This window comes from Micromonospora sp. NPDC007208 (assembly GCF_042869175.1).
Lineage (GTDB): Bacteria > Actinomycetota > Actinomycetes > Mycobacteriales > Micromonosporaceae > Micromonospora > Micromonospora foliorum.
Genome location: NZ_JBIAFG010000004.1, coordinates 276,580 through 298,661, shown reverse-complemented (window position 1 = coordinate 298,661; position 22,082 = coordinate 276,580). Strand labels below are relative to the sequence as shown.

The window sequence follows — 22,082 nt, the reverse complement described above, 5'->3', positions numbered from 1 at the left end:
CCAACCCCCGTACAGTTTCGGACATGGCCCGTGTCGCGATCGCCGCCACCGACGGGATGCTGCACTTCGAGCTGGCCCTGGCCTGCGAGGTCTTCGCCCACGACCCCTCCGGCCTGGCCGACCCCTGGTACGACGTGGTGGTCTGCGGCCCCGGCCCGGTCCGGATCGGCCGCTTCCTGGTGGCGCCCGACGACGGGCTGGACCGCCTCGCCCGCGCCGACACCGTGATCATCCCGTCGGTCGAGGACGTCGACGCGGACGTACCCCCCGACCTGCTCGACGCGGTCCGCGCGGCCCACCGCTCGGGTGCCCGGCTGGTCTCGCTGTGCACCGGCGCGTTCGTGCTGGCCGCCGCCGGCGTGCTCGACGGGCTGCGGGCCACCACGCACTGGGCCCACACCGAGGCGCTGGCCGCCCGCTACCCCCGTGTACGGGTCGACCCGGACGTGCTCTACGTCGACAACGGCACCGTGCTCGCCTCCGCCGGCAAGGCCGCCGCGATCGACCTGTGCCTGCACCTGATCCGCCGCGACCACGGCTCGACGGTCGCCAACGCCGTCGCCCGCCGCCTGGTCGTGCCACCGCACCGCGCCGGTGGTCAGGCCCAGTACGTCACCACCCCGGTGCCCGCCCGTGACGACCACCCGCTCACCACCCTGTTCCCCTGGGCGCTGGCCCGCCTAAACCGGCCGCTGACCGTCGAGGACCTGGCCCGACAGGCGAACATGAGCTCGCGCAACCTGGCCCGCCACTTCCGGTCGGCCACCGGCACCACCCCGCTGCTGTGGCTGTCGACCCAGCGGATCCGCCGCGCCCAGGAGCTGCTGGAGAACACCGACCACAGCATCGACGTCATCGCCGAGGCGGCCGGCATGGGCACCGCCGCCACACTGCGCCGACACTTCCACCGCACCGTCGGCGTGCCGCCGGACGCGTACCGGCGCACCTTCCGCGCCGCCGGGCCTGCCGTCGGTTCGCTCTGAACCCCGCCGGCCCGTGGTTCTGTCGGGAGCGCGTGCGGTGGGCCGGCATGGCGGCTTCACCGTCGGCTGACGGTGTCGCTAGAGCTGGTCGGGGCGTTGGCGGGCGAACGCGTCGCGCTTGCCCCAACGACCGGGGATGTCCAGGAGCGCGATCCGCCCGAAGGTGGCCGGCAGCGCCGGGTCCACGGCCAGGTGGTCATCGTGCGGGTTGATACCGAGCATGGTGCGGATCAGCAGCATGGAGGCGCCGCTGGACCAGGCCTGCGGACTGCCGGCGGTCGGGTACCGGATCGGAAACCGGGTGGTGTTGCGGTCGAACCCGCCGAACGCCTCGGGTAGCCGACCCTCGAAGTAGGTGGCGGCGGAGAGGATGCCCTCGGCGATGCGGGCCGCCTCGTTGCTGAACCCGTAACGGCGCAGACCCCAGGCGATGAACGAGTTGTCGAAAGGCCAGACCGTGCCGTTGTGGTAGCCGAGCGGGTTGTAACGCCGCTGCCCCTCGGCGAACGTCCGCACCCCCCACCCGGAGAAGAGCGCCGGACCCATCAGGTGCTCGACCACCCGGGGCGCTCGCTCCGGTGGCACGATGCCGCTCCACAACAGGTGCCCGATGTTGGACGACAGGCTGTCCACGGGGGTGCCGTCGTGGTCGAGCGCGAGGGCGTAGAAGCCGCGGTCCTCAAGCCAGAAGTCCCGGTTGAACCGCTCGTACAGGGCCGCCGCCTCGCTCTCCAGCCGCTCGGCGTAGGCAGGGTCACCCCAGACGGTACGGGCCAGCCGTGCCCCTCGGATCTTGGCGTCGTAGGCGTACCCCTGGGTTTCGCAGGTGGCCCTCGGGAAGCCCGGCAGCCGGCCGTCGGCGTAGGAGATGCTGTCCCAGGAGTCCTTCCAGCACTGGTTGTCCAGACCGGTGGCGCGGTTGCGTCGCTGGTACCAGACGTAGCCGGTGGAGGTCAGGTCCGCGTACCTGTCGATCCAGTCCAGGGCGGCGCGGGCCTCCTGCTCCAACTCCGTCACCAGCGCGGTGTCGCCGCTCCAGCGCTCGTACTCGTCGAGCAGCACCACGAACAGCGGCGAGGCGTCCACCGTGCCGTAGTAGGGGGAGTGCGGCTGCTCCTCGAACGCGGCCGACTCCCCGTAGCGCAACTCGTGCAGGATCCGGCCGGGGTCCTCCTCCAACACGTCGTCGGTCCGGGCGCCCTGCAGCGACGCGAGGATCCGCAGTGTCGGTGGGGTCAACGACGGGGTGATCGGCAGGGTCTGCAGGCAGGTCAACAGGCTGTCGCGCCCGAACAGGGTCATGAACCAGGGCAACCCGGCCGCGGGCACGCTCGCGCCGCTGAGCGAGAGCGGGGCGAAGCGCAGCGCCGCCAGGTCCACCAGGCTGCGCTTGTAGACCTGCTGGAGGGCGACGCTGTCGGTGTCCAGGGTCGGAGCCGCCGCGACCCAGGCCTGCACGCTCGTGGGCAGGGTGGATTCGTCCGGCCGAAGGGCGCGCAGGGCTTCGCGCAGGTCGACGCCGTCCGGGCGCAGCGCCAGCATGGCGGCCTGCAACCGGGTGGACCACTGCTGCCCGGGACGCAGCCGGACCGCGAACCGAAGGCCGCCCGGGTCGAACTCCGCCGGCTCACTCGCCGACACGACGACCTCACGTCGGTAGGTGCCGCGCCGGTAGCCCAGGCGCAACTCGTCCGCGCCGACGTGGGTGTAGTACGCGCCGGTCTTGTCACCGATGTCGAACTTGATCTCGAAGATGTCGGCGAAGTCGGCGGCCACCTCCAGGCGCACGTCGAGCGTCATGTCCCGCTCGCCGTAGTTGAAGATCGTCAGCGACTCGGTGAGGTCCGGGCCGATGCGCCGGCGCCGAATGGCCGACACGTCGGCCTCCACGTAGTCCACCGCCGCGCCCGGCACCACGAAGAACGTGACCTCGAAATACTGGCTGTCGTCCACCGACAGCGCGGTCATGCACTCGCCGTTGACGGTGAGCCGCCAGCGGGACAGGAAGCGCGTGTCGGCCGCGAAGAGACCGACGGGGGTGCTCGGGGACGACTCCACGTCGCCACTGGCGTCGGACACCATGAAGGTGTTCCCGTCGATGCACGCCGCGGTGCCCGCGATGTCCCTCATCGGTCACGTCCGTTGTCGGGGTCATTGCGCTGAAGCCGTCCGGGCTCTCGCGGAAACAACCGCCCGATGCGCAACGCCAGGGCGAGGTCGCCGTCGACCATGATCTCCCCCCGCGTGATCGCCGCCAGCCCGTTCACCTCGCCCCGCGCCATTGCCTCCGCGAGCTGCGCGGACACCTGGATCACCGTGGTGGCCGGGCCACCGCTTCGGGTCACCCGCATCTGGCCATGATCGATGTCCAGCATCCACTGCTCCAGGTGGCCGCCGTCGCGGATGTCGAATCGCACGCTCCCGCAGATATTGCTGAACCGGGGATCCTGGCCGGCGACCGTCAACCGCTCGAAGAAGGCACTGGTCGCCGACATCCCACCTCCTCGGGCGCTGGTCAGAGCGGATGCCGGCTACCCGCTGCGGGTCACTCCTAACGCCGCACGGTGCCCGTTTGTTCACGGTGCGAGCGAGAAGCGGGTCCAGGTGGTCGCGTCCGTGGTGACGAGGACGTGGTCCGGTTCGCCCGTCGACCCGTCGTCCCGCCCGAAGAGCCAAACGTAGCCGGGCGCGACACTGACCGAACCAACGAGCCGGCCGTACTCCCGGGCGACGGTGAAGTGCCGCCCGTCGTCCCGGCTGACCAGCAACCGCGCGCGGCGGTCGGGCTCGGTGCCCCCACCGGCGGTGATCGCCAGCAGGGATCCGTCCGACCCCACCGTGAGGTCGTAGGGGATCTGATCCGACAGCTCGGCACCGGTGTCCGTCCAGGTCTTCGCGCCGTCCGTGGTCCGCAGCAGCCGCACCCCGCCACCTGCCGTCGGTGCGGTCAGCACGTACCCTTCCTGGTCGTCGATCCCGACCGCCGCGATCACGTCCCGGTCGTCGCCCACCTCCCAGGTGGTCCAGGTGGCGCCTCGGTCGGCGCTGCGGGCGACGGTCGATCCCTGGGTGCTCCCCATCCGGTACGTGGCCCAGATGCTGCCGTCCGCTGCCGGGTAGAGGCTGAACAGCGGACGCCACGAGGGTGCCCTGGCGGTGAGCCGGTACACCGTTCCGCTCGACGGGTCCACCGCCAGCGGCTCCGACACCGGCGCACAGCGGAACCCGCAGAGGACCGGTCGGGCCGTCGCCGGGAACGTGGGCACGGCGACGATGGCCGAAGCCGCGTCCTGCCAGGTGCGGCCGTAGTCGGTGGAGATGTGGGCCAGCCCGGAGTCGGTGACCAGGTAGGACCGCTCACCGAGTACGAAGAAGTCCGTGCCGCTGCCCGGCGTCCCGGCGGCGGTGCCGGCCGTACATCGGGTGCCCTCGAAGCGCGCCGCGTCCCAGTCCGACCAGCTGCGGCCGCCGTCGCCGGTGTAGGCGAAGCGCACGACGCAGCCGTCCTGCCGCACGTCGACCCCGGAGTCGGGCCCGGTCAGCGTGAGTTGGCTGAACTGCGCACCCGACGGTGTCGGAGGGTCGGCCGGCGCGGCCCGGTCCGGCTCAGCCAGCAGCGGTACGACCGCCAGCGCGGCCAGTGCGACCAGTGCGGTCGTCACCGTCGCGACCGACCGGTGCCGTCGCGATCGGGCGTTGCTTCGCAGCTCGTCGAGGGACGGCTGCGAGACGGCCTCGGTGACGGCGTCCACGTCGAAGCCGGAGAACTCATGACCGGACATCGATCCTCCCGGTTTCCGTAGCGTCGGTGTCGGCGAGCAGCGCTGCCAGGGCGACCCGACCCCGTGACAGCCGGGACTTCACCGTCCCGGACGACACGCCCAGCGTCGCGGCGACCTCGTCCACCGGCAGGTCGACGAGGTAGTGCAGGGCCAGCGCATGTCGCTGCCCCTCCGGCAGCACGCGCAGCGCCGCGAGGAGGGCGAGGTGCTCCGGGGAGTGGTCGGCGACGGCCGGCGGCGGACCGATGCGGCGCAGCAGCCCGTCGAGCATCCGACGGCGGCGGAACCGGCTGCGGGCCCAGTTCACCGCGACCCGACGCAACCAGGCCTCCGGGTTCTCCAGCCCGGCGAACCGCCCCGGCGCCATCAGCGCTCGGGTGAACGCCTCCTGGACCGCCTCCTGTGCCTCGGTCAGGTCGCCCGTCACCGCGTACAGCTGGACGACCAGGCGTCGGAAACAGCCGGCGTAGAGCTCGGAGATCAGATCGCCGTCGGACACCGCCACCCCCCTTCTCCACCACTCCCACCAACGGGCGGGGGAGAAGGTTCCGGTGGCCGGCCAGAATATGTCGGCCGTCGGCGCCGCGTTTCCGTCCCCGCAGCCCGCATCGGACGTTCTGCGCCGAACCTGGCGCATACGGCACCTCTACGACATAGCGTCACGGGGGCGGACAACCGCTGCCTCCGCCGGCGGACCGGCGGCGACGCCCACCGGAAGGGACCGGACATGAGTCATGTCGACACTGTGCTCCTGCCGGAGCTGGACGGACCGGTGCCGGCGACGCTGCCGAGCACGCTCGGCCTGCTGAGCCTGGCCCTGGGAGTGGGTGCGCTGGTCGCGCCCGGACCCATCGCACGGCTGACGGGGGTGGACGACGCCCCGACCGCGCGGGCCGTGCTTCCGGCCATCGGCCTGCGGGAGTTGGGCAGCGCCGCCGGCCTGCTCAGCGGCCGCCGCCCGGCCGGCTGGGCCTGGAGTCGGGTGGCCGGCGACGCGATGGACCTCACCCTGCTCGGTCGGGCCCTCGCCGACCGCGGCGGGGAACGCCGCCGTCGGGTCGCGCTGACCACCCTCGCCATCGCCGGCATCACCGCCGTCGACGTGCTCGCCGCCGTACGCGTCAGCCGGGCTGGACGGGCCCGCGCCCGGGTGATCCGGATGCAGGTCGCGGTGACGGTGAACCGGTCGCCCGCCGAGGCGTACCGGTTCTGGCGGGACATGGAGAACCTGCCCCGGTTCATGGCGCACCTGGAGTCCGTACGCGCCGACGACCTACGCCGCTCACACTGGATCGCCCGTGGTCCGGCCGGGCACCGCGTCGAGTGGGACGCCGAGATCATCGACGACCAGCCGAACAAGTCGATCACCTGGCGTTCGCTGCCGGGGACCCGGGTGCCGAACGCCGGCCGGGTCCGGTTCGTGCCCGCGCCCGGCGACCGGGGCACCGAGGTGCGGGTGGAGCTGCGCTACGCGCCGCCGGCCGGCGCGGTCGGCAGAGCGGTGGCGAAGCTCTTCGGCGAGGAACCCGAGCAGCAGGTCCGTGACGACCTGCGCCGGTTCAAGCAGGTGCTGGAGACCGGCGAGGTCGTCCGCTCCGAGGGCAGCCCCAACGGCATCTCCCTACGCCACCAGGCCATGCAGCGCCCCGCCCAGCCGCTGCCGGCGTCCCGCCGCTGACCGCCCGAGCTCTCCGAAAGGGACCGAGAATGAAGGCCACCGCCTGGATGGGCACCGACAGGGTCAAGGTCATCGACGTGCCCGACCCGAAGATCATGAACGCCCGGGACGCGATCGTCCGGATCAGCACCACCGCGATCTGCGGCTCCGACCTGCACCTCTACCACGGCTACATCCCCGCCATGCGCAAGGGCGACATCCTCGGCCACGAGTTCATGGGCGAGGTGGTGGAGGTCGGCCCGCAGGTCCGCAACCTCGCCCCCGGCGACCGGGTGGTGGTGCCCTTCCCGATCGCCTGCGGGCACTGCTCGTCCTGCCAGCGCGGCCTCTACTCGGTCTGCGAGAACTCCAACCCGAACGCCGGCATCGCCGAGAAGATCATGGGGCACTCGCCGGCCGGCATCTTCGGCTACTCCCACCTACTCGGCGGCTACGCCGGCGGCCAGGCCGAGTACGCCCGGGTGCCGTTCGCCGACGTCGGCCCGGTCAAGGTGCCCGCCGAGATCAGCGACGACCAGGCGGTGTTGCTGGCCGACGTGTTCCCGACCGGCTACATGGGCGCCGAGATGTGCGACATCAAGCCCGGGCAGGTGATCGCGGTCTGGGGTGCCGGGCCGGTCGGGCTGCTCGCCGCGGCCAGCGCCCGGCTGCTCGGTGCGGAGCGGGTGATAATCATCGACCGGTTCCCGTACCGGCTGCGGCTGGCCGAGGAGCACATCGACGCCGACACGATCAACTACGAGGAAGTCGACGTGCTGGACACCCTCAACGAGATGACCGCCGGCCGGGGCCCCGACGCGTGCATCGACGCGGTGGGCCTGGAGGGCCACCACGGCAACGCCGCCATGTACGCGTACGACCGGGCCAAGCAGGTGGCGCGGGTCGAGACGGAACGGCCCTTCGCGCTGCGGCAGGCGATCCTGGCCTGCCGCTCCGGCGGGGTGGTCTCGGTCGTCGGCGCGTACGGCGGCTTCGTCGACAAGTTCCCGATGGGCGCGTTCATGAACCGGTCGCTGATCATGCGGACCGGTCAGTGCCACGTCCAGCGCTACACCCGACCGCTCCTGGAGCGCATCCAGCGCGGCGAGATCGACCCGAGTTTCATCGTCAGCCACCGGATGCCGCTGCGCGACGCCCCGAAGGGCTACAAGATCTTCCAAAAGAAGCAGGACGACTGTACGAAGGTGCTGCTCAAGGTCTGACCGGGTGGCAGCTTTGCCGGCCGTCACCGTTTCGGCCAGGCGGTCGCCGGGCGCGTTTTCCGTTGCCCGGCGGCTAGCGTGTCGTCATGGACAGTGGTGACACCTCGACGCCGGGCTCGGCCGACCTCACCGTCCGGCTGCGGCCGGTTGCCGAGCCCGACCTGGCGATATTCCGGCGGTTCTGCACCGAGCCGGGCCTGATCGGGTTGGACTGGGCCGGCTTCCGGGATGCTGGGGCGCCGGCGCGGCGGTTCGCCGTCGACGGCTACCTCGGTGAGGACGACGGGCGGCTCGTCGTCGAGGTCGAACAGGAACGGGCTGCCGCCGGCGTCGTCAGCTACCGCTCCGGCCGTTACGCCGGACGGGCGTCGTACTGGGAGATCGGCATCGTCCTGCTGCCGTCCTGGCGCGGGCGGGGCATCGGCTGGCGCGCGCAGGCGTTGCTCTGCGACTACCTCTTCCAGCACAGCCCGGCACAGCGCATCCAGGCCGGCACCCATCCGGAGAACGTGGCCGAGCAGCGCGCACTGGAGAAGGCCGGCTTCCAGCTTGAGGGCGTCATCCGGGCCAGCGAGTTTCGGGCCGGTCAGTGGCGCGACGGCTATCTCTACAGCCGGTTGCGCGACGATCCGTCCCCGTGGGACGCGCCGACCGCAGGCTGACGCGCGCCCGACCTGGCTCAGCGGGCAACCCGACTGACGTGACTGGCACGTTTTGCGAGGCCCCGCCCACCGATGGCAGGGAGTCCGGATCCGCGCGTGACCCCGTTTGCGGGCAGGGAGCCGGGGAACTCGCCCCGTTCGTCCGCCGGCAGGGCCTGACGGCCGGTCGAGGAGACGGAAGGAGCGGGTCATGGAGTACGAGCAGATGATCGCCACGGTACGGCGGCGCGCGGGCCTCGGGGAGAACGAGGCCGTCCGGTCCATACAGGCCGTTCTGTCGGTGCTCGGCGAACGGCTCGCCGGAAAGGAAGCCGACAACCTGGCGGCACAGCTACCGGACCGGCTGGACGCGTCGGTCACCCGTAATCCGCAGGGCCGCCGGTGGGACATCGGTGATTTCCTGAAACACGTCGGCGACCGGGAGCAGGTCGCGGATGCGGACCAGGTGCGTCTACACGCCCAGGCGGTGTTGCGGACCGTCGCCGAGGCGCTCAACGACGACGAGCGTCACGACCTGCTCGCCCAGCTTCCCGCCGGCATCATCGATCTCTTCGGTGTTCCCACCCCGCGCGGCTGAGCACCGCCCCCGCCGCAACCGGCGCGGGCAGGGCAGCGTGGGGTCAGGTCTTGCGGACGGCGCTGGTGAAGCCCGCGATGAAGAGGGTCGCGAAGCTCCAGGCGAGCAGTTGCAGGATCCAGCCGGCGATGGTGAGGGTCTGACCGGCAGCGGTGTCGGTCGGTTGGCAGCGATCCCGGGCGCCGGTCCTGAGCAGTGGGGCGCCGAGGTCGAGGCCGACACCGATCTGGTCGATGCTCGTGCAGGCGGCGGCAGCTCCGCTGGCCACCGCCTTCTGCGCGAGGCCGCCGTGGTGGCCGCCGACGACGCTGAGCGCGACGGCGACCGCCAGTGTGGCGAGGAGCAGGAGCAGGGCGCGCCAGGGCTGGTAGCCGTAGCCGAGGGTGATCCCGATGAGGCGACCCCAGGCGCGTTCGGCGGCGCTCAGCCCGGCGCGCTGGAGCTGGTCACGGCGTTGGGCGATGAGGATGGTGCGGGCGTCGCGGTCATGGCCGGCGGCCCGGTAGGCGGCGGCGAGCTGCTGGTAGGGCTGGGCGCTGTAACGGGGCGTGTCCTCGCGCAGCAGGGTCAGCCAGCGCCGCAGTGACGCCCGCCGCGGCTGCCCGCTGTAGGTGAGCCCCTCCACCTCGACAAGCGGGCCCGGTGTCGTACGGACCACCCGATCCATGTCGAGGCGGAGAGCACCGCCGACCCTGGTCCCGGCCAGCACCAGCACCACCACCTCGTCACCGCCGCTGGTGGCACTGAACCCGTCATCCAGGAGCACGTCCTGGTCGACCCGAAGGCCGTTCAGGTCGAGGGCGGGACCGACCGTGTTCTCCAGTTGCGCCCCACCGCAGGCCAGAAGCCCACCGATGTGGGCGCCGGCCAGGCCGACGCCGCCCCACCCACTGGCGCTGCGGGCGGTGAAGCCATGATCCAGGGCCAGGTCCCGGTCGACGGTGACGCCGTCGGCGTCGAGAACCGGCCCGGCGGTGTTCGTGAGCCGCGCACCGCCCGCGCTCAGCGACCCGATGTGCGCGCCGATGAGCCGGACCGTGCCCTGCTCGCTGGCGCTGCTGGCACTGAAGCCGTTGCGGAGCAGCACGTCCTGGGCGGTTCGAAGGTTGTCGGCGTTGAGCGCCGGGCCGACGGTGTTCTCCAGCCGTGCCCCACCGCAGTTGAGCTGGCCGCCGATGTGAGCGCCGAGCAGCCGGACCGTGCCGCGCGCACTGGCGCTGGTGGCGGTGAAGCCGTCATTCAGGAACACGCTCTGGTCGACGGTGAGGCCGTCGGCGTCCAGGGCCGGACCGCTGCTGTTCTCCCACCGCGCCGCGCGGCAGTCCAGTGTGCCGACGCGGGCGGCAGCGAGACGAATGGTGGCGGCGACGGTGTCAGCGCTCGCCGTGCTCCCGTCGAGCGAGAGCGCCCAGGCCGCACAGCGCGTGGCCTCCACTGCCGGGTCCGTCGAGCCGGGCGCCTGCTCGATGCGGCACCCGCTCAGGGCGACCGCGGACAGGCGGGCGTTGCGAAGGTTCACGCCGTCGGGCAGCAGGCAGTCGCGCAACTCCAGCGCCAGGTCACTGGTGACGTTCTCCAGGTCGATCCGGCCGACGACCCGGGCTCCGCGCAGCCGCAGGCCGTGCGGGTCGGGCTCGCCGACCAGCCGGCCGCGCACCAGCTCACGGATGACGGAGGCCGAGATCGCGTGGTCGTCGCCCCAGGAGCGCATCGCTTCCTCGTCGACCGGCCCGTCGCCGGCCAGGTCGAGCACCTCGCCGCGGGCGACGGACTCGATCAGTCGCTGCTCCACCGCAGTGTGCGTCGCGCCGTTCGCATCCCGCACCCGCTGGGCGCCCACTGACGTCATGACACCCATCATCAACGACAGGCGCGCCGAGCGGTCGGCGAGCCCTGGTCGAGCCAAGCGGCTAGCGGGGACGGACTCCCGGCTCCACGGTCAGGGTCCCCGCCGCGGCGTCGATCGTGGCCCGCGAACCGAGCGGAACCGTGAGCTGCCCGTTGCCGTGGCCCAGGCGGAGCCCGCCCAGGACCGGCACCCCGAGGTCGTACAGGCGGTCCTTCAGCACGGCCGCCGCGTCCCACTCACCCGGTTCACCGACGCTGTTGGTGATCTGACCGATGACCACCCCGGCGACCCTGGACAGCACACCCACCCGGCGCAGCTCGGTCAGCATCATGTCGATGCTGTACGGAGCCTCGTCCACGTCCTCGAAGAACAGGATCGCGTCGTTGAACTTCGGCGAGTCCGCCGCGCCGAACGACGTGGAGATCAACGTCAGACAGCCGCCGAGCAGCGGCCCCGATGCCCGCCCCGGGACCAGCACGGAGGCCGCTGTCTCGGCCGGGTCCCTGGTGATCGTCACGGGCTCGGTGGTCATCACCGCCTTGCGCAGCGCCTCGGCCGACTCGGGGCCGGTGCGGGCGTCACTCCAGTTGACCATGGGGCCGTAGAACGTGACCAGGCCGGTGTCGCGCCAGAGCTTGCCGTGGATGCTGGTGATGTCGCTGAACCCGACGACCACCCGGGGGTCGCGGCGGAGAGCGGAGACGTCGATCTGGTCGACGATCCGCTGGGTGCCGTATCCGCCGCGGGCGGCGAAGACGGCACGGATTCCCGGGTCGGTGAGCGCCGCGTTCAGGTCGGCCAGCCGCTCCGCGTCGGTGCCGGCGAGGTAGCCGTACTTGGTGAAGACGTGCCTGCCCAGCTCGACCATCAGACCCCAGCTCCGCAGGATCTCGATGCCGCGGGCCATGTTCGTGGGGTCGGGGGTGCTGCCGGGCGACACGACCCGAACCCGGTCACCGGGTGCCAGCGCCCGCGCCCGCAGGACCCGCTTCGCATCACCGGGAGCGGCGGCCTGCGCCAACGCCGGCTCCGCCGCGGCGACGAGCGCCGCCCCACCGGCAGCCGCCGCGCCGATCCGGAGCATGTGCCGACGGGACAGGGCCAGCTGCGCGGGCCGTTGGGTCGGGACGCGGTCGGTTCCAGAAGTGGCCACCGGCAACCCTCCATCATCATCGATGTCCGAGTCGCCAAAGCCTACGGCAGTCTTCGATGAGCGTGGGGGTCCACAAGGGACACCCGAGGGCTTACGGGATCGGCCACTCGTGCACGGGGCGGTTGCTGTGCATCAGGTCCACGTAGTGCCGCACCACCTCGCGCAGCGCCTCCGGCCGGTCCAGGTGGTCGGCCGACTCCAACCGGTGCAGCGTCTCCACCTGCCAGGTCGCGCCGTTGCGGCTGGTCAGGCAGCGCTGCTCGATGATGCCGAGCAGCCGGTCACGCTCGGCCGGGTCGAGCCCCCACCGGTCCAGGCCGTGATGCGCCATCGGCAGCAACCGGCGCAACACCAACTCGGTGACCGGCAGATAGCCCAGACCGGGCCAGAAGACCTGCGCGTCGATGCCGTGCCGGGCGCAGCTGGTGAAGTTCTCCTCGGCGGCGCTGAACGACATCTGCGACCACAGTGGCCGGTCCGATTCGGCGAGGGCGCGAACCAACCCGAAGTAGAAGGCGCCGTTGGCGATGGTGTCCAGCACGGTCGGGCCGGCGGGCAGCACCCGATTTTCCACCCGCAGGTGCGGGCGGCCCCGCGACACGTCGTACACCGGGCGGTTCCACCGGTAGACGGTGCCGTTGTGCAGGCGCAACTCGGCCAGATTGGGCACCTCCCCGGCCGCGAGGGCCTGCGCCGGGTCCTCCGGATCGCAGACCGGCAGCAGCGCCGGGAAGTAACGCACGTTCTCCTCGAACAGGTCGAACACGCTGGTGATCCAGCGTTCGCCGAACCAGACCCGGGGGCGTACCCCCTGGGCTTTGATCTCTTCCGACCGGGTGTCGGTGGCCTGCTGGAACAGCGGGATGCGGGTCTCGCGCCACAGCTCCCGGCCGAAGAACAGCGGCGAGTTCGCGCCGACCGCGACCTGGATGCCGGCCACCGCCTGGGCGGCGTTCCAGTAGTCGGCGAACTGGGCCGGGCTGACCTGGAGGTGGAACTGGGTGCTGGTGCAGGCCGCCTCCGGGGTGATCGTGTCGGCGGTGACCGCCAAGCGTTCCACCCCGCTGATGGCGATCGGCAGATCCTCGCCCCGCGCCGCGAAGATCTGCTCGTTGAGCAGCCGGTAGCGGGGGTTGGCCGACAGCGTCTCGGCGGTCAGGTGCTCGGGACGCAGCGTCGGCAGGATGCCGATCATGACCATGTGCGCGCCGATCGCCCGGGCCTTCACCTCGGCGGCGTTGAGGCTGGCCCGCACGTACTCCTCGAAGTCGGCCGTGCCGGTGCCGGTCAGCCGGCGCGGCGGCACGTTGATCTCGATGTTGAACTGGCCCAGCTCGGTCTGGAAGCTCGGGTCGGCGATGGCCGCCAGCACGTCCGCGTTGCGCATCGCCGGGTTCGACGCCTCGTCGACCAGGTTCAGCTCGATCTCCACGCCGGTCATCGGCCGGTCGAGGTCGAAGCGGGACTCCCGCAGCATCTCGGCGAAAACATCCAGGCAGCGGCGGACCTTGTCGCGATAGCGGGCTCGATCCTCTCGACTGAAGGTTCGCACGCCGACGTCCTCGCCCATGGTCACCGCCCTGTCACCGCTGGTCCCCCTAACCTCGCACGCGGTCGGCGAGCGGGGGAAGACCTGAGGACCCTTTCCTACCCAACTGCCCGCCCTGTTAGCCCAGCCAGAGCAGACCGATAGCATGGCGGCCCGAGAGGTGGTGGCGTGCGGATGCGCGAGAAGGTGACCCGGTTGTTCGTCGCGGCGGCGATCGCCGAGGCCTGCTCCTGGCTGGCCCTGCTGGTCGGCATGCTGGTCAAGTACGGCCCGCCGGACAACGAGCTGGGCGTCAAGATCTTCGGGCCGATCCACGGCGGCCTGTTCGTCGCGTACGTCCTGCTGGTGCTGGCCGTGGCCCGGCTGCACCGGTGGAGCCTGCTGGCCACGGCGGTGGCCCTGGCCAGCGCGGTGCCGCCGTTCGCCACCCTGGCCTTCGAGCGCTGGGCCCGCCGCCGGGGAATGCTCGGCGTAGAGCGGCAAGCCGCGCGCGAGCCTGCCCCGGTCGGCTGAGCCGCCGTCCGCGCCGGTTGGGCTGAGTCGCCGTCCGCCCCGGTTGGGCTGAGCCCGCCCTGACCGGTCGGACCGTCCGGCCCCGACCGGGCCGGGCACGGATCAGGTCAGTGCGGAGCAGGCCGCGACGCCGGCCAGCAGCAGCGCGCCCAGGAACGCCTGCAACAGCAGTGGCGGCCCGAGGTGCGACCAGAGCGTCGCGGTACGCGGGGTCAGCAACTGCCCGGTGGTGAGGTTGACGATGCGCTCGATCCGGGGCGGCAGCTCCGGGTCGCGTTGCGGGCGCAGGGTGAGCTGCACCTGGTCCGCCGGGTGCAGGGCGCTCTGCGGCAGGTGGCCGTGCAGCTCCACCTCGCAGAGCTGCCCGGCGGTGTTGCGCAGCCGCACGGGCGTGACCAGATATTCGGGGCCCTGCTTCAGCTCCTTCCAGCGGCGCCGGGTGCCGCCGCCGCCGAACGAGAAGAGCGAGCGCAGCAGCAGGGCGGGCAGCCGGGCGAAGGCCGCCGCGGCGAGCACCGCCACCAGCACCGGCTGACCGATGCGTACCTCGCGGGTGTAGCCGTCGAGCAGGCGGATCAGCCGCCCGGTGACGATTCGTTCCGTCGGGTGCACGATCCGTCGGGTATCGAGTCCGCTGTCCATCTCCACCACCGAGAGTCCGCTTGTGTTCACAGATCGTATCGACGTCCTCGGTTGAACGACGTGAATGAAACCTGGTCACGGGCTCACGGCCGCGAGGTGACATCCCCGGCGACCCGGGTAAGCGGGGGGCCGAGCTGGAAAGGGGTCGAGCATGCAGCTGTCCTTCCTGCGCCCGCTCTACGACCGTCCCGGGCCGTGGTGCTCGGTGTATCTGGATGCCTCCGCGGACACGGAGGACGCCCACCCCGCCCTGGACCTGCGCTGGCGTGCCCTGGAGCGCAGCCTGATCGAACAGGGAGCGGGCGAGGCGAACATCGCCGCGCTGGACCGGGTGGTCCGGGGTCATGACCCGATGGTCGGGGACTACGGCCTGGCGGTCTTCGCCAGTCACGGCCGGGTGGTGCTCTCCGAGTTCCTGTCCGCGCCGCCACTGCGCGACCTGGCCCACGTCGGCCCGTTGCCGCACGTGATGCCGCTGCTCGCCCAACGCGGCGAGCAGGTGGCCTGGGTACGCGTGCTCGCCGACCGCACCGGCGCGGACGCGATCGCCATCAGCGCCGGTGGGGTTCCCCGGAAGGCGCACGTCGTCGGCGGGGAGACCTTCCCGCTGCGCAAGCCGCAGCCCGGTGGCTGGTCCCAGGACATCTACCAGAAGGCCGCAATGGAGGCCTGGCACCGCAACGCCGGCGACGTCACCGCGGCGACAGTCGACCTGGCCGAGAAGGTCGGCGCGGAGGTGGTGGTGGTGGCCGGCGACGTCCGGGCCACCGGAATGATCGCCGCCCAGATGCCCGAGCGCTGGCAGGACCTGATGGTCCGTACCGACGCCGGCTCCCGGGCCGCCGGCGCCGACCTGACGTTGCTGGACGACCTCACCGTGCAGACCATCGCGGAGATCGCCGACCAGCGGATCAGCGCCGCGCTGGACAAGTTCGGCGTGCAGGAGGACGTGGGCGGCGGCCTCGACGCGGTCGTCTCCGCCCTGCAACGCAACCAGGTCGACACGATGCTCATCGTGGACGACCCGTCGGCCAACGGTGAGCTGTGGATCGGCGCGGAACCCACCGAGATCGCCGTCGACCCCGGGCAACTGGCCGCCATGTCGGTGGCCGACCCGCAGCGGGTACGCGCCGACGCGGCGCTGGTCCGGGCGCTGGTCGGCACCGACGCGGCACTGACCGTGCTCGGCCCCGACGAGGCGCCCGACCTGACCGACGGCGTCGGCGCGGTACTGCGCTACGTCGACCCCAGCACACCGGGGCGCGGCAATGGTTGACCGAACGGTCGCGGACGTCGTGGTGGAGCGGCTCCTGGCCTGGCGGGTGCCCCGCGCCTTCGGGTACCCAGGCGAGGCGATCGCTCCACTTGTCGACGCGCTGGACCGTACCGGCGGCGAGCCGGCGTTCATCCCGGCCCGGCACGAGGAGACCGCCTCGTTCATGGCCACCGGGCACGCCAAGTTCACCGGCGGCATCGGGGTCTGCCTCGCCACCCAGGGGCCCAGCGCCGTCCAGCTGCTCAACGGCCTCTACGACGCCAAGCTGGACAGCAAGCCGGTGGTCGCCATCGTCGGGGAGGACATCTCCGGGCCGCTCGGCGGCGCACACCAGGAGATCGGGCTGAGCCGGCTCTTCGGGGACGTGTGCAACCAGTTCGTCCGGTACGGCCGCAGCCCGGACGAGGTGGGGGTGCTGCTGGACCAGGCGTTCCGGACGGCGGCGGCGACCCGCAGCCCGACCTGTGTGGTGCTGCCCCGCCAGTTGCAGGAGGCGCTAGTGCCCGACCTGCAGTCGTACGGCGCCGGGGTGATCACGGCGACCCCCGGCGAGCCGCTGGCCCGGGTCCTGCCGCACGACGCGGACCTCGACGCCGCCGCGCAGCTGCTCAGCGGGGGCCAGCGGATCGCGATCCTGGTCGGCCAGGGCGGTCGGGACGCGGCCGCCGAGATCGTCGAGATGGCCGACCGGCTCGGCGCCGGGGTGGCCACCTCGCTGCTGGGCAAACCGGTGCTCGACGAGCGGCTGCCGTTCCACGCCGGGGTGCTCGGCGAGGTCGGCACCCCGGCGGCGGCCGAGCTGATGGGTGGCTGCGACACCCTGCTGATGGTCGGCACCAACGACCCGTGGACCGATTACTTCCCGATGCCCGAGCAGGCGCGCACGGTGCAGATCGACATCGACGGCCGCCGGATCGGCACCCGGTACCCGGCCGACGTGCCGTTGGTCGGTGACGCCGCCGAGACGCTGCGGGCGCTGCTGGGCCGGGTGCGGGCTCGGCCCGAGCAGCAGTGGCGCGCCACCGTGGAGAGTTCGGTGGACCGCTGGCGGGAGGTCGCCGCCGAGCGGGCCGCCGCTGTCGCGGACCCGGTCAACCCGCAGCTCGTCCTCCAGGAGTTGTCCGCCCGGATGCCCGGCACCGGAGCGGTCGCCGTCGACGTCGGCTCGGTCCTCTACTGGTACGCCCGGCACCTCACCCTGCCGCCGGGGGTCAACGCGCAACTGTGCGGCACCCTGGGCTCGATGGGCTGCGCCTTGCCGTACGCGGTGGCGGCCAAGCTCGCCGCCCCCGACCAGCCGGTGGTCGCGTTGGTCGGTGACGGGGCGATGCAGCTCAACGGGCTGGCCGAACTGATCACCGTGTCGCACCTCTGGCAGCAGTGGCGCGACCCGCGGCTGGTGGTGCTGGTGCTCAACAACCGGGACCAGAACGGCATGGGTGGCGGGCGACAACCGTCGTCCGACCCGACCCACCGCCGCCCCGACGTGCCGTACGCCGGGTGGGCCCGGCTGCTGGGGCTGCACGGGGTGCGGGTGGACCGCCCCGAGCTGGTCGGCGCGGCCTGGGACGAGGCCCTCGCCGCGGACCGCCCCTGCGTACTGGAGGCGGTCGTCGACCCGGCGGTGTCGCTGGCGCCGCCGGAGCCCGCCTTCGCCGACCTGCGGGGTCTGTACGCCGAGGGCGCTCCGGCCCGGAAGGTCCGCGAGCAGGTGGAGGTCACCGCGAACGCCGACGATCTCGTTTAGTCACTCTGGACCAGGGCATCAGTAGCGGCCCGACGACGCTGGAGGTCCCATGTCCGAGCCCGCCGACCGCCGCTACGGTCCCGCGACCCTGCCGAGGGAGCGGGGTCCGCTCTCCGCGGCGGTCGTCGAGGCTCTGCGGCACCCGCCGCACGACCTGCGGGCCGATCTCGGCGTCGGCCTCGACCCGGCGGAGCCGATCGCCGACGAGGACCTTCAGCTGACGCTGTTCCTCTGCTACGAGCTGCACTACCGGGGCTGGTTCGGGGTGGACGAGTCGTGGGAGTGGCAGCCAACACTGCTGGCGTTGCGCGGCCGCTGCGAACGCGTCTTCGAGGCGGCGCTGCGTCGGCTGGTCGGCGCGCCGCCGGTGCCGGCCGCCGGGGTGGCGGCCGGCCTGGCCGAGCTGGTCGCGGCCGACGACGGGCCGGCGCTGGCCGCGACGCTGCAACGGCACGCCGACCTCACCCAGTTCCGCGAGTTCGTCGTCCACCGGTCGGTCTACCACCTGCGGGAGGCGGACCCGCACAGCTGGGCGCTGCCCCGCCTGGGTGGCCCGGCCAAGGCCGCGCTCGTGGAGATCCAGACCGACGAGTACGGCAACGGGCGGTTGGACCGGATGCACGCCGAGCTGTTCCGACGCACCCTCGACCGGTTGGGGCTGGACACCGGCTACGGCGCCCACGTCGACGTGGCGCCGGCGGTGACGTTGGCGACCAACAACGTGATGTCGCTGTTCGGGCTGCACCGACGGTTGCGCGGCGCGCTGCTCGGGCACCTGGCCGCGTTCGAGATGACTTCCTCGCTGCCGAACCGCCGCTACGGCAACGGACTGCGCCGGCTCGGCTTCGACGAGGTGGCCACCCGCTTCTACGACGAGCACGTCGAGGCCGACGCGGTGCACGAGCAGATCGCCGCGCACGACATGTGCGGCGGCCTGGTCCGCGTCGAGCCGGCCCTCGGCTCCGACGTGCTCTTCGGCGCGGCGGCCGGGCTCGCGGTGGACCGGCTGTTCGCCGCGCACCTGCTGGACAGCTGGGCCGCCGGCCGCAGCTCGCTGCGCGCACCCGCCCCGCCGGCGCTGCCGCCCAAGGTCTCGCTTGTCGCGTTGCCCGCGGTGGCCCCGCCAGCCCCGCCCGCGCTCGTCTGACCCGAGGGGCTTGTCACCTCCACGCCGTCGACAGTGGTGCCGGTCTTGCGGCGGAGAGGAAGCCGACAGACCACGCCCGGCGTGGGTCACCCCTCGCGGGCGGTGCCCGCGCGGAAGTTGATCGCCTTGTGGGTGCCGTCGCAGAACGGCTTGAGCGCCGACTTGCCGCACCGGCACAGCGCCACCGTGCCCCGCCGCGCGTCGATGCGCTCGCCGTCCGGGCTGACCAGCGCGAAGTCGCCGCGGATCAGCAGCGGCCCGTCCTCGTACGGGGTGATCGTGGCGGCGGCTGGCTCGCTGGTGTCGTCGGTGCGCATGGCCCCGGAAGTGCCCGTCCTAACCCTGGCGAAACCCGAGCCCTCCGCCGCCGACCAAGCGCGACTCCGGCCGATCGTCGCGGAACGCCGGCGATGACCGAGGCACCCCGCTGACCAGCGGAATGTGCCGCCGGGTGGGTGATGCCCCGTTTGAACCCCATCGGGACGGGAAGCCGGGCCGCGTGGTGAGCGAACGAGGCAAGGTGGGGCCGGTGCACAAGGTGCACAAGGGGCTCACGGCCGATGGCGCCGGTCTCGCCGGCGACCGGGTCGTGGCCGCGGGCAGCTCCGCCCGGGTGCTGGTCGCCGCCACCGCCCGGGCGCTGCGCGGGGCCGACTGCGCCGACCTCGGGCACACCGGGCCGACGTCGCGGTTCCCCGGCGCCCCCGAGCCGGTACGCCGCGCCGCGGTCACCCGCGCCGCCGGCCGGGTCGCGCTCACCGTGGCCCAGGTCGACGAGGTGGACGCCGCCCGGGTGGCCCGCTGGTTCGTCGACCAGTACCCCCGCCGGCGCTACCCCGGGGTGCTGATCGGCTCTCCGCACGGCGCCGCGGCGCACCTCGCGGTGGCCCTCGGCGTGCCGTGGCTGCCGGCCGGCTTCGAGATGACCGTGCACTGGTCCGACGGCGGGGTGGACCGCCCGGCGGACGCCGTGGAGCACGGCGCGGCACTCGCCACCCGGTTGCTCGCCGGCAACGCCGACCTGCACCTGCGCCAGGTGCACTGCCCGGCCAGCCGCGGGGCGCTGACCGGGGCGACCGTGTCGCTGACCGCCGCGTGGAGGGCCCTACCGGCCGCGTACGCGCAGTTCCTGGCCGACCGGCTGGTGCCGGAGGCCCCCGTGCTGCTGGTCCACGACGCGCGCACCTGGCCGGTGCTGGAGCGCGGGCCGGGACACAGCTTCCAGGTCGGCTGCCCGGGCAGCGGGCTGGACCCGGTGGACTTCCACCCGGACAGCCACGCGTTGCGGCAGGTGCTGCGCTCCGCCGGCGGCGACGCGACCCGGTGGGAGCCACCGGAGGTGTCCATACCGGCGGCGTACGCCGAGCACGGCGTCGACTCGGGCTTCGAGCTGGCCACCCGGGACTGGTCCGCCCGGCACCAGCACCCGTTGCACCGGGTGCTGGTGCCCCGGCCGGCGGCGCTCAGCGCGGGCGTGGCCGACCTGTACCGGCGGTGGTTGCGGCGCGCCGGTAAGACCGGTGACCGGTTGGTGGTGGAGTGCGGCCGACTGCTCGATCCGTGGCAGGTGGTGCGGGCGGGGCTGGTGCCGTACTGGTGTGAGAACGCCACCCGCCGCAGCGTCGACGAGGCCGAGTGGTGGCTCGCCGGCAGCGAGGCGTTCAGTTCGGTGGACGTGTTGCCCGAGCCGCCCGGGGTGCGCTCGCCAGCGCTGGCCGGGCTGCCGCAGTGGCTGGCCGTCGCCGGGTTCGGCCGGCGGCGTCGGGCGCTGGACCGCACCACCGCCCGGGGCTACCCGGTCACCTCGGTGCCCACCCGCCGGGCCACCGAGGTCCTGCGCGCTCAGCCGTACGACCTGCCCGCGCCGCCCCCACTGGGGGTCGCCGAGGCGCTGGCCGTGCTCCGCGACAGCGGCGGCCACCAGGGGTTGTTGGTCTCCTGAGACGCAGCACGCCGAAACATCCTCGCGAACCCGGGGTCCCGTGATTGAGTACCTACGGAGCGGGAACATCGCTGGCTGCGACGGCCTGATTGCGCTGCGTAGAGGCGGTGTCGCCCGCTGGCATCCCAGTCACTGACCCACTTTCCGGCCCGGTGCGTGGCTCGACCACGCGCACGACCGGTTTCCCGATCCGGGCGGGGGACCTTCCTGAGGGAGGCGCGGATGTTCGGACAGACGAGCACGACCACGACCACACCACCACCCACCGATCGAGGTCTGGAGGATCTCGACGCGGCGGCGATGGCGTACGCGGCCCGGATCGCCGGGCTCCCACCGGAGCGGCGGGGGGAGGCCCGCGAGGACCTCGTGCGCTTCGCGCTGCCGTTCGCCGGACGGCTGGCCCGCCGGTACCGGGGGCGGGGGGAGCCGCTGGAGGACCTGGAGCAGGTGGCCCGGCTGGGGCTGGTCAACGCGGTCGACCGCTATGACCCGGAACGGGGCTCGTTCACCGCGTACGCCGCGATCACCATCGTGGGCGAGATCAAACGGCACTTCCGGGACCGGACCTGGGGCGTGCACGTGCCCCGCCGACTGCGGGACCTGATCCTCGAGGTGGGCCAGGCCACCGCCGCGCTCACCAGCGAGCTGTCCCGGGCCCCGTCGGTGGCCGAGCTGTCGGCCCGGCTGGAGACCCCGGAGGAGGAGATCCTCGCCGCACTGGAGTCGGCGGCCGGCTACAGCCCGGCCTCGCTCAACGCCCCGGTGGGTGGGGAGAGCTCCGCCGAGTTCGGGGACCTGGTCGGCGAGTCGGACAACGCGTTGGAGTCGGTCGACGACCGGGTGACGGTGAGCGGTCTGCTGCACCGACTGCCCTGGCGTGAACGGCGGATCCTCGCGATGCGCTTCTACGGCAACCAGACCCAGGCGGAGATCGCCGCCCGGTTCGGCATCTCGCAGATGCACGTGTCCCGGCTGCTGTCGCGGGCGCTCACCTGGCTGCGTCAGGCGATGCTCGCCGACGCGCCGCCGCCCTGGCAGAACGGCGCCGCCGAACCCGACCCGGGCAAGACCCGGATCTCGGTCAAGCAGAACGGCGACTCGGTGGTGGTCGAGGTCGGCGGCGAGATCGACCGCGACGGCGCGGACCAGCTGCGCCGGGCCATGCTGGAGGCGGTCACCGGCCAGCCCAGCGAGGTGGTCGTCGACCTGGTCGGCGCGGGTGGCTTCGACGCGGGTGGGATCGCCGCGCTGATGGCCGGTCGGGACGCGGCGGAGCGGACCGGGGTGCCGCTGCGGCTGACCCGGGTCCAGCCCGCGGTACGCCGTTCGCTCACCGCCGCCGGCCTGGCGCCCGCCCGGGACTGACCGCACCCAGACGAA

At 72.7% G+C, this 22,082-nt stretch carries 20 protein-coding genes; 11 read left to right on the top strand and 9 right to left on the bottom strand.

What is annotated here, in order from left to right; translation table 11 throughout:
• Positions 1-23: 23 nt before the first annotated feature.
• Positions 24-983 carry a helix-turn-helix domain-containing protein gene (locus ACFYL6_RS10580; RefSeq protein ID WP_387169978.1) on the top strand — a complete coding sequence of 320 codons (960 nt, stop codon included), beginning with the start codon at positions 24-26 and terminating at the stop codon, positions 981-983.
• Positions 984-1,061: 78 nt separating this feature from the next.
• Here ACFYL6_RS10580 and ACFYL6_RS10575 read toward each other — a convergent pair whose 3' ends face one another.
• From ACFYL6_RS10575 to ACFYL6_RS10560, 4 genes are all read right to left on the bottom strand, one after another.
• The gene (locus ACFYL6_RS10575; protein WP_387169976.1) at positions 1,062-3,113 is read right to left on the bottom strand and encodes a glycogen debranching N-terminal domain-containing protein; all 2,052 of its coding nucleotides are present in this window, start codon (positions 3,111-3,113) and stop codon (positions 1,062-1,064) included.
• Positions 3,110-3,478 (bottom strand): SCP2 sterol-binding domain-containing protein, encoded by a 369-nt coding sequence (locus ACFYL6_RS10570; protein ID WP_387169974.1) that lies wholly within the window; start codon positions 3,476-3,478, stop codon positions 3,110-3,112. The genes ACFYL6_RS10575 and ACFYL6_RS10570 overlap by 4 nt, the downstream gene beginning before the upstream one ends.
• 81 nt (positions 3,479-3,559) lie before the next feature.
• Positions 3,560-4,765 (bottom strand): WD40/YVTN/BNR-like repeat-containing protein, encoded by a 1,206-nt coding sequence (locus ACFYL6_RS10565; protein WP_387169973.1) that lies wholly within the window; start codon positions 4,763-4,765, stop codon positions 3,560-3,562.
• The gene (locus tag ACFYL6_RS10560) at positions 4,752-5,264 is read right to left on the bottom strand and encodes an RNA polymerase sigma factor (RefSeq protein ID WP_387169971.1); all 513 of its coding nucleotides are present in this window, start codon (positions 5,262-5,264) and stop codon (positions 4,752-4,754) included. The genes ACFYL6_RS10565 and ACFYL6_RS10560 overlap by 14 nt, the downstream gene beginning before the upstream one ends.
• A gap of 228 nt (positions 5,265-5,492) precedes the next feature.
• On the opposite strand from ACFYL6_RS10560, the gene ACFYL6_RS10555 reads away from it, so the two are divergent.
• The 4 genes from ACFYL6_RS10555 to ACFYL6_RS10540 all read left to right on the top strand — a co-directional run bounded on the left by ACFYL6_RS10555 (position 5,493) and on the right by ACFYL6_RS10540 (position 8,884).
• Positions 5,493-6,443, top strand: a complete 951-nt coding sequence (locus tag ACFYL6_RS10555) for an SRPBCC family protein (RefSeq protein WP_387169969.1) — start codon at positions 5,493-5,495, stop codon at positions 6,441-6,443.
• A 29-nt stretch (positions 6,444-6,472) separates the two neighbouring features.
• The gene (locus tag ACFYL6_RS10550) at positions 6,473-7,645 is read left to right on the top strand and encodes a zinc-dependent alcohol dehydrogenase (RefSeq protein ID WP_387169967.1); all 1,173 of its coding nucleotides are present in this window, start codon (positions 6,473-6,475) and stop codon (positions 7,643-7,645) included.
• 86 nt (positions 7,646-7,731) lie between these two features.
• Entirely contained in the window at positions 7,732-8,307 is a 576-nt protein-coding gene (locus ACFYL6_RS10545) for a GNAT family N-acetyltransferase (RefSeq protein WP_387169965.1), read from the top strand.
• 190 nt (positions 8,308-8,497) lie between these two features.
• Positions 8,498-8,884, top strand: a complete 387-nt coding sequence (locus ACFYL6_RS10540; protein ID WP_387169963.1) for a DUF2267 domain-containing protein — start codon at positions 8,498-8,500, stop codon at positions 8,882-8,884.
• A 43-nt stretch (positions 8,885-8,927) separates the two neighbouring features.
• On the opposite strand, the gene ACFYL6_RS10535 is transcribed toward ACFYL6_RS10540, so the two are convergent.
• The 3 genes from ACFYL6_RS10535 to ACFYL6_RS10525 form a co-directional block, all read right to left on the bottom strand.
• Entirely contained in the window at positions 8,928-10,733 is a 1,806-nt protein-coding gene (locus tag ACFYL6_RS10535) for a hypothetical protein (RefSeq protein ID WP_387169961.1), read from the bottom strand.
• A gap of 61 nt (positions 10,734-10,794) precedes the next feature.
• Positions 10,795-11,886: an LD-carboxypeptidase gene (locus tag ACFYL6_RS10530; RefSeq protein ID WP_387169959.1), complete on the bottom strand. Its 1,092-nt coding sequence runs from the start codon at positions 11,884-11,886 to the stop codon at positions 10,795-10,797.
• A 91-nt stretch (positions 11,887-11,977) separates the two neighbouring features.
• On the bottom strand, positions 11,978-13,456 hold the full coding sequence (locus ACFYL6_RS10525; RefSeq protein WP_387169958.1) for a glutamate--cysteine ligase: 1,479 nt from the start codon (positions 13,454-13,456) through the stop codon (positions 11,978-11,980).
• A gap of 153 nt (positions 13,457-13,609) precedes the next feature.
• Between ACFYL6_RS10525 and ACFYL6_RS10520 the strand changes: the two genes are divergently transcribed.
• The gene (locus ACFYL6_RS10520; RefSeq protein ID WP_387170400.1) at positions 13,610-13,948 is read left to right on the top strand and encodes a DUF3817 domain-containing protein; all 339 of its coding nucleotides are present in this window, start codon (positions 13,610-13,612) and stop codon (positions 13,946-13,948) included.
• Positions 13,949-14,050: 102 nt separating this feature from the next.
• Here ACFYL6_RS10520 and ACFYL6_RS10515 read toward each other — a convergent pair whose 3' ends face one another.
• A complete protein-coding gene (locus tag ACFYL6_RS10515; protein WP_387170399.1) occupies positions 14,051-14,599 on the bottom strand; it encodes a hypothetical protein in 549 nt (182 codons plus the stop codon).
• A 142-nt stretch (positions 14,600-14,741) separates the two neighbouring features.
• On the opposite strand from ACFYL6_RS10515, the gene ACFYL6_RS10510 reads away from it, so the two are divergent.
• Genes ACFYL6_RS10510 through ACFYL6_RS10500 form a run of 3 tightly spaced genes read left to right on the top strand, consistent with a single transcriptional unit; the run spans position 14,742 to position 18,760 of the window.
• Positions 14,742-15,866, top strand: coding sequence for a Vms1/Ankzf1 family peptidyl-tRNA hydrolase (locus ACFYL6_RS10510; protein ID WP_387169956.1), 1,125 nt, complete (start codon positions 14,742-14,744; stop codon positions 15,864-15,866).
• The gene (locus ACFYL6_RS10505; RefSeq protein ID WP_387169955.1) at positions 15,859-17,613 is read left to right on the top strand and encodes a thiamine pyrophosphate-binding protein; all 1,755 of its coding nucleotides are present in this window, start codon (positions 15,859-15,861) and stop codon (positions 17,611-17,613) included. Before ACFYL6_RS10510 ends, ACFYL6_RS10505 begins: the two co-directional genes overlap by 8 nt.
• Positions 17,614-17,662: 49 nt before the next feature.
• Positions 17,663-18,760 carry an iron-containing redox enzyme family protein gene (locus ACFYL6_RS10500; protein WP_387169953.1) on the top strand — a complete coding sequence of 366 codons (1,098 nt, stop codon included), beginning with the start codon at positions 17,663-17,665 and terminating at the stop codon, positions 18,758-18,760.
• Between the two features lie 86 nt (positions 18,761-18,846).
• On the opposite strand, the gene ACFYL6_RS10495 is transcribed toward ACFYL6_RS10500, so the two are convergent.
• Positions 18,847-19,077, bottom strand: coding sequence for a CDGSH iron-sulfur domain-containing protein (locus ACFYL6_RS10495; RefSeq protein WP_387169951.1), 231 nt, complete (start codon positions 19,075-19,077; stop codon positions 18,847-18,849).
• 182 nt (positions 19,078-19,259) lie between these two features.
• Here ACFYL6_RS10495 and ACFYL6_RS10490 point away from each other — a divergent pair, with 182 nt between their 5' ends.
• Positions 19,260-20,702, top strand: a complete 1,443-nt coding sequence (locus tag ACFYL6_RS10490) for a hypothetical protein (protein ID WP_387169949.1) — start codon at positions 19,260-19,262, stop codon at positions 20,700-20,702.
• A 222-nt stretch (positions 20,703-20,924) separates the two neighbouring features.
• A complete protein-coding gene (locus tag ACFYL6_RS10485) occupies positions 20,925-22,067 on the top strand; it encodes a SigB/SigF/SigG family RNA polymerase sigma factor (protein ID WP_357760174.1) in 1,143 nt (380 codons plus the stop codon).
• The last annotated feature ends 15 nt before the right edge of the window (positions 22,068-22,082 follow it).